Below are 13,992 nucleotides of genomic sequence, written 5' to 3' on the forward strand. Positions count from 1 at the left end.
GAAGGGAAAATCCTTCGGTTCCTTTGGAATATAGATTAATTTTTTAAATCAATTACAGGAACAACTTCATCTTCTTGTGTTCCTGTTTCTTCTTCTACAACTTCTTCAGTTACTGTTTCAACTACTACTGCTTCTTCATCAGCCACTACATCTTCTGCAACTTCTTCAGATACAACTTCAGTTTCTACTTCAACAGCTTCTTCAGCAGGTACTTCTTCAGTAACTTCTACTGCTACCGCACGGACAGCTGAATTTGCTGCTGCATGTGCCTTAGCAGTTTTGCTTGCTTTTACACTAGCTTGTGCCTTTGCTTTGTTAGCAGCAGACGGGTTTACTTTTTCAACCTCAGTTACTTCTGCCTCTTCTTCAACTACTTCAGTTTCTACTTCAACAGCTTCTTCAGCAGGTACTTCTTCAGTAACTTCTACTGCTACCGCACGGACAGCTGAATTAGCTGCTGCATGTGCCTTAGCAGTTTTGCTTGCTTTTACACTAGCTTGTGCCTTTGCTTTGTTAGCTACAGACGGGTTTACTTTTTCAACCTCAGTTACTTCTGCCTCTTCTTCAACTACTTCAGTTTCTTCTGTTTCAGTTTCAACTGCTACTGTTTCTTCATCAGTCACTACTTCTTCTGCAACCTCTTCAGATTCAACTTCAGTTTCTACTTCAACAGCTTCTTCAGCAGGTACTTCTACTGCTACCGCATGGACAGCTGAATTGGCTGCTGCATGTGCTTTAGCATTTTCGCTTGCTTTTACACTAGCTTGTGACTTTGCTTTGTTAGCTGCAGACGGGTTTACTTTTTCAACCTCAGTTACTTCTGCCTCTTCTTCAACTACTTCAGTTTCTTCTGTTTCAGTTTCAACTACTACTTTTTCTTCATCAGCTACTACATCTTCTGCAACTTCTTCAGATTCAACTTCAGTTTCTACTTCAACAGCTTCTTCAGCAGGTACTTCTACTGCTACCGCATGGACAGCTGAATTGGCTGCTGCATGTGCTTTAGCAGTTTCGCTTGCTTTTACACTTGCTTGTGACTTTGCTTTGTTAGCTGCAGATGGGTTTACTTTTTCCTCTTCTTCAACAGCTTCAGCTTCTTCGTCATCTTCAGTTTTTACAATTGCGTCTGTTTCAAAATCGATGTTTTCGGAATCTTCATCCTCATCTTCTTCATCTTCAATTCTTACAACTGAGTCGGAGTCAGCATCTGTTTCTTCTTCCTCTTCTTTTGCCGCGTCATCCTCATCTTCCGTTATTGCAGCTACATCGTTATCAACGTCAACTGCTTCTTCAGATTCAGAAGCTGCATTGGTATCCGCTTTAGTTTCATCAGTTGCAACTTCGGTTTCAAGTTCAATTACAGGTGTTGTTTCTTCAACTTGTACTTCTTCCTTTACTTCCTCTTCTACAACCACATTTTCAGGGTTTTCTCCCTTTCCATGTACAGCTGAATTTGGGGCTGCATGCAATTTTGCATTATCGCTTGCATGTACGCTCGCCTGCGACTTACTAGCCTTTTCTTCATTAGGCTTTACTTGTACGCTTACTACATCCTTTGCCTGTACAGCTGGTGCTGCCGGAACAACTGGTTTAACATTCACATTAACCTTTGCGTTATTGGATTGTTTCACTTGAACAGTTTTCTCAGCTTTAGCTTGATCTGGGCCTGCTGCTTCCGTAAATTGACCTCCAGCAAAAATTCCAAACGATAATGCTCCTGCAAGTACAAAAGATTTAGTAACTTTATTAGGGTTTAAGTAATGTTTCATTATTAATTCGCTCCTTTTATTATCATGATCCGTGGCTTTTAGCTGCGGGTGACATTGGTTAATAAAGGAGCTATCTGCGGTGGTGGTGATGGCGGAGCATTCACCCATTGAGTATTCATCAAGGCTTGCCGGGAAAGGTATGGCTGGACAAGTTTGATTTCAAAGTAGTGATTCCATTCAAACCATTTATCCAAAAAGCTTAAATTATTTATCCCATGATTGACCCGATCATTTGATTGACCCCCTGAACCGTTGCTTCTCTGTGTTTGATTCAGTGCTTGGTTTACCTTAGGTATCTCTTCCTTGCTGGCAGGATCTTTCTGTGGCTCCTGCACAACGGATTCTGATTGTGTTATGTCTAAGTCTTCATCTTGCAAATAGACAATATTATCTACTTTTTCTGGTTTTACTTTTTCGACTTTAACTTCACTATCAATATCTTGGATAGAATTTTTAGGTTTCAACTTTTCTACTGTATGATTTGCCTGGACAGCCTCTGCTTGTTCGGGAACATTGACCTGAACAACCTTCTCATCCTTCTTTACTACTGACTTCGCGTTTCCATTTGCCTGCTCTGGCAAACTTTTTTCCAACGCAGCCTGATTTGGAGTATTTTGGGCTGGGCGCTGTTTTGCTTGTGCTTGGTTTTCACGAGCATGTTCAGGAATCATCTTGTTCTGCGATTGCGCCTCTTCAGCTTTTGCTGGTACTGCTATTGTTGCAGGTTCTGGTATTGAAGCATGTTCCGGTATTGAAGCTGGAGCTTGTCCCTTTTGAGGACGAAGTTCATTCTTCTCGGCAAAAGCATTGTCTGGAAAAAACATCGCCGCACCAACCATTAGAGCTGATATAAGAAATTGGCGGAAGTGCACTATTTCACCCCCCTTCAATGAATCGTAACGTTCACGGACAAAATTCGAGCAAAATCTTCATTTTTTGTCGTCTTTCTTAAAAAACGATTCTTTTCACCCAATTCACTCGAACCTTATGGGTAATTTTTAACATCAAAAAAGACGATTCGAGGGGGACGAATCGTCTTTTTTACTACTACAACTTAGGCAGCAGCTTTTTACTTATCTTTGCTGATGTAGGTCTTTGCTGTTTTGCGGATGAATGGATCCACCCAGCGGTCTAAACCATATTTTCCTGCGTTGAGCCTGCTGCTAAGATGATGAAACCTATGAATATGTCAGTTGGATTGTGAGATACAGTCCCAGCTAGGAATCATTCATATATTGAGTCCAAATATTGGATATCTCACCAGTAGTTAACGGCACAATATGTATGTTATCCTCCACCAAAAAACCTCCAAAATTTTCTTAAAGGGTTATTATGCAAAATATGGTTAATAACTATTACATATTTTGTTGCAATTTAGACGTTATTATAAAATAACTTGTATTTAGGTCCCAACCATAAGAAATGAAGATTTTTATTAGTTAGATACAGCAATTTGACTCAAAATGATATACCAGAATTATTTACGTTTTTTTCAATTTTTCTACTTTTTAAATGGCAGTTCACATCAAAGAGGAACTATGTTACTATCGGTAAGGTTTTGGAAAAATGGTATCCATCAAAAATCGAAAACATATACATATGAGGTGTATGATGAAAGCAAACAAATCTATTCAAATCGAAAACACGAAACTATTAAGGGACATTGTTGATTTAAAAATAAAACTTACTGACTTATACAATTCCACCGGACCCAACACGAACGATTACGTAAGTCTCTCAATCAAACTCGATTGTCTTATGAATGAATATTTTGAAGAAAAAATCGGGCAGCTAATTTAAACAGTAAGAGACCAGCATTATGAGCTGGTCTCTTTTAAATTTAGCTATCTAATTCAACATGCCTTTTACGACAAGGTTTGATGTATTTCTTCCCAACCACTCGTTTGATTAAATGTACCTTAAGACTTTTTGAAAAACGAACTTATTGTAGGTTTATTGTAAAATTATTGTCGAGGAAATATTTTTCTTTTTACGAATAATCTTCAAGCCTCGTCAAAAAAGTTGTTTTTTTTCAAGGCTCAACAGGTTCTTACTTAATGTCCTGATTCTATCTTCGGTCACTTCAGACCACCTGCATTGACCCAAATCCTTTTTTATTTCCGTCTTCGGTCACTCCAGACCACCTGCGTTGACCCAAATCCTTTTTCATTTCTGTCTTCGGTCACTCCAGTCCACCTGCATTGACCCAAATCCTTTTTCATTTCTGTCTTCGGTCACTCCAGACTATCTGCATTGACCCAAATCCTTTTTCATTTCTGTCTTCGGTCACTCCAGACTATCTGCATTGACCCAAATCCTTTTTCATTTCTGTCTTCGGTCACTCCAGACCACCTGCATTGACCCAAATCCTTTTTCATTTCTGTCTTCGGTCACTCCAGACTATCCGCATTGACCCAAATCCTTTTTCATTTCTGTCTTCGGTCACTCCAGACAATTTCAATTGAATTTATTTTCTCGGACCATGTCCTTTTTGCCTACTTTTCTATATATAAAGGGTGAAAGGAGGTGATAGACAATGGCACAGGCAGTTATTACAACGTCTAAGTTGCGGTTGGTCTTTCAAGTGGGCATGGATGACGATGGCAAACCAGTTTTAAAGACGAAGACATTTAGTAATATCCAGAAATCTGCGACAGCTGATCAACTTTTACAAGTCGCACAAGCGATTATTGGTTTATCCAATGATACTATCAGCAATATTGAGAGAGTCGATAATGCTGATTTACTAGCTTAATGAAAAAATAAATAGTGATAGGAGGTGAATGAAATGGCTAAAACATTAGAGTTGGAGTTTGCAACCGAGTTTGGAAAATTGGCACGTTTATCGGTAGAAAATCCGAAGGAACCAATTGAGGAAGCAGTGGTAAAGGCGGCGATGGAGGAAATGATCGCTTCTGGAGTTTTTACTTCTACAAACGGTAATTTTGCTTCTGTGAAAGGAGCACGCGTAATCGATCGCAATGTAACGGAATATGAGATTATTTAATAGAGTAGGAGGAGGTCGGGTTCCATTGGAAGCCGACCTCTATTAAAAGAAAGGAGTGAAATCTCGTGGAGCAAATGATACCTCTCATCAGTGAGGTAGGATTTCCAATCGTTGTCACCCTCTATTTGCTATATCGGATTGAGTCGAAGCTAGATATGGTGGTCCAATCGATTCAAAAACTTCCCGAACGCATGAAGGCGTAAAAGTAGTTTGCATTAAGATTCGGCAGTTTGCCGGATTTTTTTGTTTTTAAATAGGTTCGACTAGTCCAACAAGCTCACTATTGCTTTTCGCTGATAAACGATTTACCCCTGTAGAAATATGAACCTCTTAGTCTACTAATTACAGGATCTAACCCTAATTTTCTATCTACCAACTAGATTTTGCCGCAAATAACCCTATTTGCTACTATTTTTTCTTTTTTTGGCTGAATCCAGCAGATTTTTTAATAGAACCTTAAACCTTTGTTCATAATTTGTTCATACTCAAGCGGTAAGATAGATACATGAAGAGGACAAACTTTTCTCTCTCTTCCATAACCCCCTTTTATAATATTTCTTTTGGATTCGGCAACTGGCCGAATCTTTTTTTATAAATTTATCATCCAATTTATTTTTTCTGCTAACAAACATGAGATGTTTTCATTTAACATCCCTTCTTTCGTATGAGCTGGAGTAAAGCAGCATACTTTTCCTTTTCCATAGGAATGCTTCCAGCCTGCAATAGACTCCCCTGCTTCCCCTGTACTCCAAAGGTACACTTCTGTATTTTCAGTATCACAATGGACAAAATAGTGTTCGTCCGAAAGAGAAAATGATTTTCCTTCCTGAATGTATGTAACCTCTTGAAGTCCTGGTGGATGGTAAACAAAAGATCCTCGCAGCATTTGAGTATAATGAGTTTCACTAGGATATCCAGCCATACCCGCATGCCAAGCCAAGATACTACCTCCCTCATTAACGTAGTTTACAATTTTCCTATCCAACTCATCTGTTAACCAAGTAATCTTCTGTTCCTCTCTTGGATTGAGCACATTCATTTTTGCATTGATAAAGAGGTCCGGTTTTTCAACGAGTGCCTTTGAAACTTCCTCATATGTAATGTACTGAAGGACAACTTCTATATTTGGTAATCTCTTAATGGCTGCTTCTAAGCCCGCTTTGGCGTCATCACCGGAGTGCCAATAATCTCCTACTAAGGCAGCTATTTTTATCATCCTAAATCCACCCTTACCAATTTTTTTCTATTATCACATTTAGTTAGTTAAATTAGTAGGTTAAATTCCCGGCGACTTGACTCAAACAAAATAAAACAGTCACTAGGATGACCAGTTGTGGCTGTTACCACAAATCCTGATTCACCAATTGCAGCGGCGGCAACTACCATTCTTAACGTACCAGCAGCGACTAAATATCGCCGCGAGAATGAAACAATCCATAATCTATCTCCAAGTACTATATTCAAAGCAAAGCACGGTTCGTGACTGGTGACATTAGCTTTCTTTAAAATGAAATGATCATACCATCTTTACCTGCATAGGTTCCCATGGTTGCGCCCATGTAATTTACAATAATTTCTTTTGGATGGAATCTCTCTATGTGGTTACGGTCAATGGCACTAAGGTAATGTCATATTTCTCTATTAATTCTTTAGGTAAATCAGCTGAGCTGTCCGATATAATCTTTATCATTTACTTTCCACATCTAGTACAATTTACTCATTCCAATTATACCAGTCGGGATTATTTTTCTGCTATTGGAATGAAGATGAGAATGAATCGATTAACGGCAATAATCTTATTTGCTCTGGCAGCTTTCTGTATTTACCTATCCATTCTGGCACTTTACTAATTGGCAATAATAAAAGCAGTGAAATTCACTGCTTTTGCTTTGCCTATTCAAATGCTTTCACCGAAGGAGCCTCATAGGTTAGAAATTTATCGAGTAAAGCAGCTGGTTCTTCCTCAATAATCGCCATGGAGCGGAATTTTTCCTGCAAAAACTTTTGGTCGATCATATGCTCAAACAAATGAATCAGTGGGTCATAATACTGATTAATATTAAGAAGACCGCACGGCTTTTTGTGCAGCCCTATCTGCCCCCAGGTAAATACTTCGAAAAACTCCTCAAGTGTCCCGCTTCCGCCAGGCAAGACAACAAATCCATCTACCAAATCAGCCATTTTTGCTTTTCGCTCGTGCATCGTTTCAACGGTAATTAGTTCCGTTAACCCCTTATGGGAGATTTCACGTTCCTCCAGAATTTTAGGAATTACACCAATGGCATGACCGCCTTCACTTAACACCGTATCTGCGACGGCGCCCATCAAACCGATACTTGAACCGCCATAAACTAACGTAATATTCCGCTTTGCAAGCTCTTTCCCTAATTGAATGGCTCCTGTTTTATACGCCTCTGAAGCACCCAAACTTGAACCGCAATAAACTGCTAATCGTTTCACGCCGCTGCCTCCCTTTGTGTAAGTATTAATATGATTATAGTTAATGTTAGAAAAGAAAACAAAAAACAGGAAGGATTAACTTCCTGCTTATTAAGAAAAGCTGCGCTCCTGCATGGTATAAATGTTAGACATTTCTCTTGGTTTCTTCCACACATACGATAAATGGCTGGAACACCCCCCTTTTTAAAAATCTTATGAACTTCGTTACCTTATATGTTATGTCAAAAAAAAAAACATAAAAAACACATATGGTAGGTGGAGAGTTTCGATTAATAATTATTTTACTAACTTCCTTTTTCTGATAAAATCTATTGGAAAATATTATGAAACATCTCTTCTCATTCATTCGTATAACTACTACTAGGAAAGAAGGTGACACACACATGCTAAAAAAGTGGTTTACTAGCTGGCTATTGGTTGCATTGTTATTCGTTTTTCCCCACCAAAGTTTAGCTGTGGAATTTTCGATTACCAATGTAAAAATCGACGCATACTTACAAAACAACGGAAATGTAGAAGTAGAAGAAACACATACCTATGTGTTTGATGGCGAATTTAACGGGATCACCCGTGAAGTGATTCCGAAAAAGGGAGCAGCCATTAGCCAATTTACCGCAACTGAAAATGGCGAAGCCTTAAAAATTGAAAAAGATGACGACTTCTATAAGGTGCACCGAAAAGGCAAGGATGAAACGATCATTGTAAAGCTCCAGTACACGATCGAAAATGGGATGGAAATCTATTCGGATGTCGCCCAATTTTATTGGCCGTTTTTTGATGATCGCAATGAATCTTCCTACGAAAAGCTGACCATCACCATTCATCCACCTGAGGCGACTGACGATGTCATTGCTTTCGGATACGATGAAGCGAATAACACCGAAACCATACAAGAGGATGGATCCGTCCTTTTTCAACTAGGGTACGTTCCTGACAGCACCAATGGAGATATCCGCGTGGCCTATCCGGTAACGCTCTTCCTGGCGGCCGCTCAAACTTCTGATCAACCAATGAAAAAGGAGATTCTTAACGCAAAGCAAGAACTCATCGACCAGGCTGCTGCCGATGCCAAAACAAAAGAAACCCTTTCAAACATTAGCATGATCGGTTTACCTGCATTTACGATTATTTTATTATTGTTAGTGATAAATAACTGGAAGACTGCGCGGGCCAAACGGAATGATCTCATCCGTGAAGGCAGCACGTTCCATTCCGTACCAAAGCAAATCATGAGTCTGCCAGCAACCATCTTTTTTACAAACAACCACTATCTTCCGCCGCAAGCGATGGCGGCGGCGTTACTAGATTTAGTTCGGCAGGGATATGTGAAAAAAACGTCAGAAAAAAGCTTCCAGCGGATAAATCCAAAAAGCCCGCTAAAACATGAGAATGTGCTGATGAAAATGCTTTTTGAAAAAGTAGGAGAAAACAATACCTTTCGTTTTAACGATTTAACAGCCTATACACTAAACAAGCTAAACCATGAGAAATATCACTCATTTCAAAGGAAATGGCTATATGCCGTAAAGGAAGAGGTCGATAGTCATTCCCTTTATGAAAACAAAACCGGCTATCGTTTACTAGTAGGTTCTTCAAGTATCCTATTAATCCCGTTTTTGTTCTTTTTCCTGATTTACGGTCTCATTGGTTCCTTTTTCGGAGCATTACTTTTAATTTTTACGGTCATCATCTATGCGATCGTCTATCGGCCAAAAACCTGGGAGGGGGCCCGTATCGCCTACGACTGGAAACAGTTTAAAGCACGTTTTAAGGAAACACCCCCATCAGAGTGGGAAAAATGGACTGACGACGATCGCATGCGCGCCTATATCTACGGAATGGGAATTGGCCCCAAAGAAATCAATCGAAAAAATAATGAACTCATCGAAGCACTCACAAACAATGATTATCATAATGATGATGGTTTCAATTTCTACGCCATTGCCTTTATCGGCACTGACACTTCTGCAAAATTCCGTTCCGCAAATGACACTACAAGCAGCAGCAGCGGTGGAGGCAGCTCCAGTTCTGGCGGCGGTACAGGTGGAGGGGGCGGTGGATCTGGTGCTTTCTAAACGAAGATTTGAGGAATTCCTCAAGCTTTTTGTCTAATTCTATAAAATAGAAGGATACTGAACAAAACTACTAGAATTAATACTATTATAGAGTCAGAGAAGTCCAAGAAATAATAAGATGGAGGGAAAAGTATGTATCCAAATATATTAAGGCACCCGGGACCAACACCAATCCCCAAAAAGGTTCAGCTTGCCATGAACCAGGATATGATTAGTCATCGCACGGAAGAGTTTGTACGGTTATACCAAGAAACAACCAATCGGGTAAAACCTATTTTCGGAACGGAACAAGATATTTTACTTCTGCCATCAGGCGGTACAGCAGCATTAGAAGCCGCCGCCGTAAATTCGGTTTCCCCTGGAGATGAGGTGGTGGTAATTACCGTCGGCGCCTTTGGTAATTATTTCGTCTCTATTTGTGAGAAAAATGGTTTCCATGTACATAAGCTTGAAAAAAATTGGGGCGAAGCTTGCACGGAAGAAGATCTCATTCAATTTCTTAAACCTTTATCAAATATTAAGGCTGTTTTTGCAACCTATAACGAGACCTCAACTGGAATCCTAAACCCAATTGAAAAATTAGCAAAAGTGGTCCGTACACATACTGACGCACTATTTATCGTCGATGGAGTCAGCTGTCTCGGCGGTGCTCCAGCTGAAATGGATCAATGGGGAATCGATATTTTAGTAACCGGGTCACAAAAAGCAATGATGCTCCCTCCTGGACTTGCACTTTTAAGCGTGAGCGAAAGAGCGTGGAAAGTGATACAGGAAAAGAATAGACCTTCTTATTACTTAAATTTACTAAGCTATCGTGAGTGGGCGTCGAAAGGAATGACACCCAACACCCCTGCTATTTCACTGATTTTTGGACTTTCCGCTGTTTGTGATTTGATTGAGGAAGAAGGCGGATTTTCGCAAACAGTTGCTAGACATGAACTAATGAAAAATATGGTTCGTGAATCCATGAAGGCTCTTTCTATTGGTCTGTTGACATCCGATGAATATGCGTCACCAACTATAACTGCTATTTGTGCTCCTGAAGGAATAGAAATTCCATCATTTATTGGACATTTAAAGGAGAAGTATAACCTGGATTTTGCTGGCGGACTTGGCCATCTGCAAGGGAAGATTTTCCGATTTGGGCATATGGGCTATTGCTTCCCGAGTGATATCCTTCAAGCCGTTTCTCTTATCGAAGCAGGTTTACAAGATTTCTCCTATTCCTTCGAGTCAGGAGCAGGAGTAACAGCTGCACAAAAGGTTTTCTTATCTGCTCTACGGAAGTAATACTTAAAGAGGCATGGTTTTAGACTATGCCTCTTGCCTTTGCCTTTCTTACACTCTAAACTGACTGCATTGACCCAAATGCTTTTTCTTTATGCCTTTCGGTCACTCCAGACTACCTGCATTGACCCAAATGCTTTTTCTATATGTCCTTCGGTCACTCCAGACTACCTGCATTGACCCAAACGCTTTTCCTTCATGCCTTTCGGTCACTCCAGACGACCTGCATTGTCGCGTTTGATTAGTTTTCAGATAAATATAGTGACAGAAAGTTTTAATTCATTTAATGAGGAGAAATTTGTTGCTTAACTCTAACAAATTCCCGCAGATTAAGTTTCAAGCCATTAAGAGTTTTTGTAATCCTCGATTATAGTCCAAATAATATTAGAGGCTTCTTCTGCTCTCACTTTATCAAAATTTTTGTGAGAATCATATGTGATCAATGCCTTCCACAGAGCCCATCCTCGTGCTCTATTCCAGGTTCCTTCGTCCAAATTTATTTCATTCCTGAACACTCTTCTACTGGTATCATCAAAAAAAGTCCAAGCTATTGCAGCATCGCACGAAGGATCTCCTACTCCTACTATACCAAAGTCAATAACTGAACAGAGCTTTCCTTCCTTCGCTAACAAATTCCCTGGCGCTATATCACCGTGCACCCATACAGGCTCTGACCCCCATTCAGAATCTAAAGCTAAGCTCCATATTTCACTCAGCAGCCCACCATCAAAAGTGTCACTGTTGTTTTCAATAGCATTTCGGGATTCTTTATTGTATTTAGATAATGATCCACCTCTATAAAAATTATGCTTACCAGCTAAGGGACCTCCACTAGCATCAATGGATTGTAACTCTATTAAAAATGACCCCAAGTCTTTTGCTAGCTGATTAAGGTTATCAATATTGTTATGAGTAAGAGGGTCACCCTCAAGCCACTTATAGATGGACCAGGACCACGGATATTCTTTATTCGGATTTCCTTTTGCTATTGGAGTAGAAACTGGCCATGAAAGTTTTTCAGCTAAAATTGGAAGCCATTTATGTTCTTTTTCCACTTGTGGAGCATAGCCCGCTGCACTAGGTAACCTTACACTCATTTGATCACCTAAATGAAATGTTCTATTATCATTTCCACCATTTTTTACAGGTTTGATATATAAATGAGACCATTCAGGAAACTGTTCGTTTATTAGTCTTGCTACTAAATCGCTATTGATCATCATTATATTTCTCTCCTGTTTTTTTCTATTTCATAGTAAAAAGATACTGTTACACGAAATGATTCTCCGCTTGCAATGCTTGATGAGCAAGCATAAGCGAGCCAGTAATCCCCGCATTATCACCTAAACCAGGACTGACAATATAATCAGTAAGCTCCGGCAAAGCTACATACCCATTAACAAATTCCTTTAAATACCTATTAACAAAAGTAAATACTTGTTTCTGTTTTATCACGCCACCGCCTAGGATGATTTTTTTCGGCGAAAGAATTAAGACATATTGCATCAGAGCTTGCGCAATATAGTAACCTTCCATATCCCAAACCTCAACTTGGTCTACAAGTTGATCACCCTTAACACCCCAACGTGCTTCAATTGCTGGTCCAGCGGCAAGCCCTTCTAAGCAATCGTGATGATATGGACATTTTCCTTTGTATGGGTCATTCGGATGACGTCTAACAAGAATATGTCCCATTTCAGGGTGTGAAAGTCCTTGGAGGAGTTCACCTTGGACAATCGCCCCTGCTCCAATTCCTGTACCAACGGTAATATACAAGCAGCTGTCCAATCCTTTAGCAGCACCAAAGGTTGCCTCTCCCAATGCAGCTGCATTTACATCGGTATTGAATCCAACAGGAACTGAAAATGCCCCTTTTAATACTTGCACAAAAGGATAATGGTTCCATCCTGGTTTTGGTGTAGAGGTTATGAAACCATAGGTAGGACTTTCCTTGATAACATCAATTGGGCCAAACGAACCCACCCCGATGGATGTTATAGGATATTTTTTAAAAAATTCAATCACCTGCGGCATTGTTTCTGCAGGGATCGTCGTTGGAATCTCGATTCGTTCTATGATCTGCCCCGTATCATTACCGACTGCACAAACGAATTTTGTCCCTCCTGCTTCAATAGCACCCAACATAAATAATTCCTCCTAAAACTTATGATTCATTAGAACGAAGTACAGAAACTTTTTTTGATTTCCTCCAAATAATATAAAGTGATGGAATCATTATGACATATACAATCGGAAAAAGACTAAACGATATAGGTAAAAGCTGGTCAAAATTAAGATATTTTCTCATGACTAAAAACAAAACAACACCAATGATTCTTCCCACTCCGAGTGGAATTTCACGAATAATAATATAGTCTAGACGCTTATCTTTGTAGTCGGGGTCCTTCTCAATCGCCTCATAGATCATCGCGCTCATCGAGTTAGTAATCATATTCTGTGCTAAAGGTGAGATTAAACCAAAAATAACCAACGAAATGATTACAGGAAAGATGGATAACAAAACAGAACTTAAAAATATACTGACCGATCCAATTGAATAAATGGCTAGACGATACTTCGGATTAGAAAACTTAGCGAGCACATAGAATGTAGCTATAGCAACAAGTTCTGCACCAGTATGATAAACACCTAAACTCAATTCCCCGCCAGCGACTTTAAAGGTAATCATGGTAATCAAAAAGGTTCCGTACACTCCCGATACAATCCCATCAGCAAACATTACCTTATACATCTTCTTCCATTCCCTTGATGGATTCTTAATGACATCCCAAAAATAACTTTTGGTTGTAATCGGATGTCCCTTTACCTTTAATGAGGTTAAAAAGGCTGTAAAAAAGAATATACAGGTTCCAATAAAAACGACATAATAACCAAACATACCCTCGAATTGTGAGATGATAATCCCTGACAGAACCGGTCCGATGACCCCGCCGATGGTAAATAATATTCCTTGTACATATAAAAATTGATCACGATTATTATTCGTAGTTAGATCTAATACCGCCAAGTGCATGCCGACATAATAAAGGCTCATTGCCAACCCATTTGAAAACCCTAACAACATAATATGATCACGTAGTGTATCATGAAAAATAAGCATAATTAAATAGGTGATCAGGTAAAAGACAAAGCCTAAACGCATCGTAATCATCGGGCTCGTCTTCCGAGCAAGCCACCCGCAAAGTCCAAAGCAAAAGATGAGTGCAATCGACCAATACAAACTATAATGAGCCAGCAAGGAATAGGTTTTATCCAGCTTCCATAGGAAAACACTTTGAAAAATACCTGACAAAACTCCCCCAAAGGAAAATAGGGCATTCATCAGTAAATAAAACTTCAATTCTGTAGAAAAGGACTTAAATACTTGCAACAT

General features: G+C 39.6%; 15 protein-coding genes. 7 read left to right on the top strand and 8 right to left on the bottom strand.

The genetic code is table 11. The annotated features are described in order from the left end of the window. Positions 1-35 precede the first annotated feature (35 nt). Positions 36-1,769 carry a hypothetical protein gene (locus tag TR08_RS12600; RefSeq protein WP_045518508.1) on the bottom strand — a complete coding sequence of 578 codons (1,734 nt, stop codon included), beginning with the start codon at positions 1,767-1,769 and terminating at the stop codon, positions 36-38. Between the two features lie 38 nt (positions 1,770-1,807). Then, the gene (locus TR08_RS12605) at positions 1,808-2,641 is read right to left on the bottom strand and encodes a hypothetical protein (protein WP_045518509.1); all 834 of its coding nucleotides are present in this window, start codon (positions 2,639-2,641) and stop codon (positions 1,808-1,810) included. A 739-nt stretch (positions 2,642-3,380) separates the two neighbouring features. On the opposite strand from TR08_RS12605, the gene TR08_RS12610 reads away from it, so the two are divergent. The 4 genes from TR08_RS12610 to TR08_RS12625 all read left to right on the top strand — a co-directional run bounded on the left by TR08_RS12610 (position 3,381) and on the right by TR08_RS12625 (position 4,979). Then, a complete protein-coding gene (locus tag TR08_RS12610) occupies positions 3,381-3,569 on the top strand; it encodes a Spo0E family sporulation regulatory protein-aspartic acid phosphatase (protein ID WP_045518510.1) in 189 nt (62 codons plus the stop codon). 736 nt (positions 3,570-4,305) lie between these two features. Then, a complete protein-coding gene (locus TR08_RS12615) occupies positions 4,306-4,524 on the top strand; it encodes a DUF1659 domain-containing protein (RefSeq protein ID WP_045518511.1) in 219 nt (72 codons plus the stop codon). Positions 4,525-4,557: 33 nt separating this feature from the next. After that, positions 4,558-4,776: a DUF2922 domain-containing protein gene (locus TR08_RS12620; protein ID WP_045518513.1), complete on the top strand. Its 219-nt coding sequence runs from the start codon at positions 4,558-4,560 to the stop codon at positions 4,774-4,776. A 65-nt stretch (positions 4,777-4,841) separates the two neighbouring features. Further along, the gene (locus TR08_RS12625) at positions 4,842-4,979 is read left to right on the top strand and encodes a YvrJ family protein (RefSeq protein ID WP_045518515.1); all 138 of its coding nucleotides are present in this window, start codon (positions 4,842-4,844) and stop codon (positions 4,977-4,979) included. Positions 4,980-5,365: 386 nt separating this feature from the next. On the opposite strand, the gene TR08_RS12630 is transcribed toward TR08_RS12625, so the two are convergent. Further along, complete coding sequence (locus TR08_RS12630) at positions 5,366-5,992, bottom strand: ThuA domain-containing protein (RefSeq protein ID WP_045518517.1); 627 nt, start codon at positions 5,990-5,992, stop codon at positions 5,366-5,368. 117 nt (positions 5,993-6,109) lie between these two features. On the opposite strand from TR08_RS12630, the gene TR08_RS32520 reads away from it, so the two are divergent. Continuing rightward, positions 6,110-6,259 (top strand): hypothetical protein, encoded by a 150-nt coding sequence (locus TR08_RS32520; RefSeq protein WP_193747730.1) that lies wholly within the window; start codon positions 6,110-6,112, stop codon positions 6,257-6,259. Positions 6,260-6,370: 111 nt separating this feature from the next. On the opposite strand, the gene TR08_RS30985 is transcribed toward TR08_RS32520, so the two are convergent. Together TR08_RS30985 and TR08_RS12635 are read right to left on the bottom strand one after the other, a co-directional pair. Then, on the bottom strand, positions 6,371-6,466 hold the full coding sequence (locus TR08_RS30985; protein WP_081954463.1) for a DegV family protein: 96 nt from the start codon (positions 6,464-6,466) through the stop codon (positions 6,371-6,373). Positions 6,467-6,669: 203 nt separating this feature from the next. Further along, a complete protein-coding gene (locus tag TR08_RS12635; protein ID WP_045518519.1) occupies positions 6,670-7,236 on the bottom strand; it encodes a TIGR00730 family Rossman fold protein in 567 nt (188 codons plus the stop codon). Positions 7,237-7,619: 383 nt separating this feature from the next. Between TR08_RS12635 and TR08_RS12640 the strand changes: the two genes are divergently transcribed. Both TR08_RS12640 and TR08_RS12645 read left to right on the top strand, forming a co-directional pair. Next, entirely contained in the window at positions 7,620-9,311 is a 1,692-nt protein-coding gene (locus tag TR08_RS12640) for a DUF2207 domain-containing protein (RefSeq protein WP_045518521.1), read from the top strand. Between the two features lie 132 nt (positions 9,312-9,443). Continuing rightward, the gene (locus tag TR08_RS12645; RefSeq protein ID WP_045518523.1) at positions 9,444-10,601 is read left to right on the top strand and encodes a pyridoxal-phosphate-dependent aminotransferase family protein; all 1,158 of its coding nucleotides are present in this window, start codon (positions 9,444-9,446) and stop codon (positions 10,599-10,601) included. A 341-nt stretch (positions 10,602-10,942) separates the two neighbouring features. Here TR08_RS12645 and TR08_RS12650 read toward each other — a convergent pair whose 3' ends face one another. The 3 genes from TR08_RS12650 to TR08_RS12660 are packed head-to-tail and all read right to left on the bottom strand — an operon-like array spanning position 10,943 to position 13,992. Further along, positions 10,943-11,824, bottom strand: a complete 882-nt coding sequence (locus TR08_RS12650) for an aminoglycoside phosphotransferase family protein (protein ID WP_152597403.1) — start codon at positions 11,822-11,824, stop codon at positions 10,943-10,945. A gap of 43 nt (positions 11,825-11,867) precedes the next feature. Further along, positions 11,868-12,743: an ROK family protein gene (locus TR08_RS12655; RefSeq protein ID WP_045518527.1), complete on the bottom strand. Its 876-nt coding sequence runs from the start codon at positions 12,741-12,743 to the stop codon at positions 11,868-11,870. A 19-nt stretch (positions 12,744-12,762) separates the two neighbouring features. Then, a complete protein-coding gene (locus TR08_RS12660; RefSeq protein WP_045518529.1) occupies positions 12,763-13,992 on the bottom strand; it encodes an MFS transporter in 1,230 nt (409 codons plus the stop codon).

The sequence above is a fragment of the Neobacillus niacini genome, from assembly GCF_000759675.1.
GTDB classification, from domain to species: domain Bacteria; phylum Bacillota; class Bacilli; order Bacillales; family Cytobacillaceae; genus Neobacillus; species Neobacillus niacini_A.

Bases quoted from the DNA above. Each gene is read 5' to 3' on its own strand.
- TR08_RS12655 (WP_045518527.1), bottom strand. From the start codon at position 12,743: ATGTTGGGTGCTATTGAAGCAGGAGGGACAAAATTCGTTTGTGCAGTC.
- TR08_RS12645 (WP_045518523.1), top strand. From the start codon at position 9,444: ATGTATCCAAATATATTAAGGCACCCGGGACCAACACCAATCCCCAAA.
- TR08_RS12615 (WP_045518511.1), top strand. From the start codon at position 4,306: ATGGCACAGGCAGTTATTACAACGTCTAAGTTGCGGTTGGTCTTTCAA.
- TR08_RS30985 (WP_081954463.1), bottom strand. From the start codon at position 6,466: ATGATAAAGATTATATCGGACAGCTCAGCTGATTTACCTAAAGAATTA.
- TR08_RS12660 (WP_045518529.1), bottom strand. From the start codon at position 13,992: ATGTTGCAAGTATTTAAGTCCTTTTCTACAGAATTGAAGTTTTATTTA.
- TR08_RS12630 (WP_045518517.1), bottom strand. From the start codon at position 5,992: ATGATAAAAATAGCTGCCTTAGTAGGAGATTATTGGCACTCCGGTGAT.
- TR08_RS12640 (WP_045518521.1), top strand. From the start codon at position 7,620: ATGCTAAAAAAGTGGTTTACTAGCTGGCTATTGGTTGCATTGTTATTC.
- TR08_RS12610 (WP_045518510.1), top strand. From the start codon at position 3,381: ATGAAAGCAAACAAATCTATTCAAATCGAAAACACGAAACTATTAAGG.
- TR08_RS12600 (WP_045518508.1), bottom strand. From the start codon at position 1,769: ATGAAACATTACTTAAACCCTAATAAAGTTACTAAATCTTTTGTACTT.
- TR08_RS12620 (WP_045518513.1), top strand. From the start codon at position 4,558: ATGGCTAAAACATTAGAGTTGGAGTTTGCAACCGAGTTTGGAAAATTG.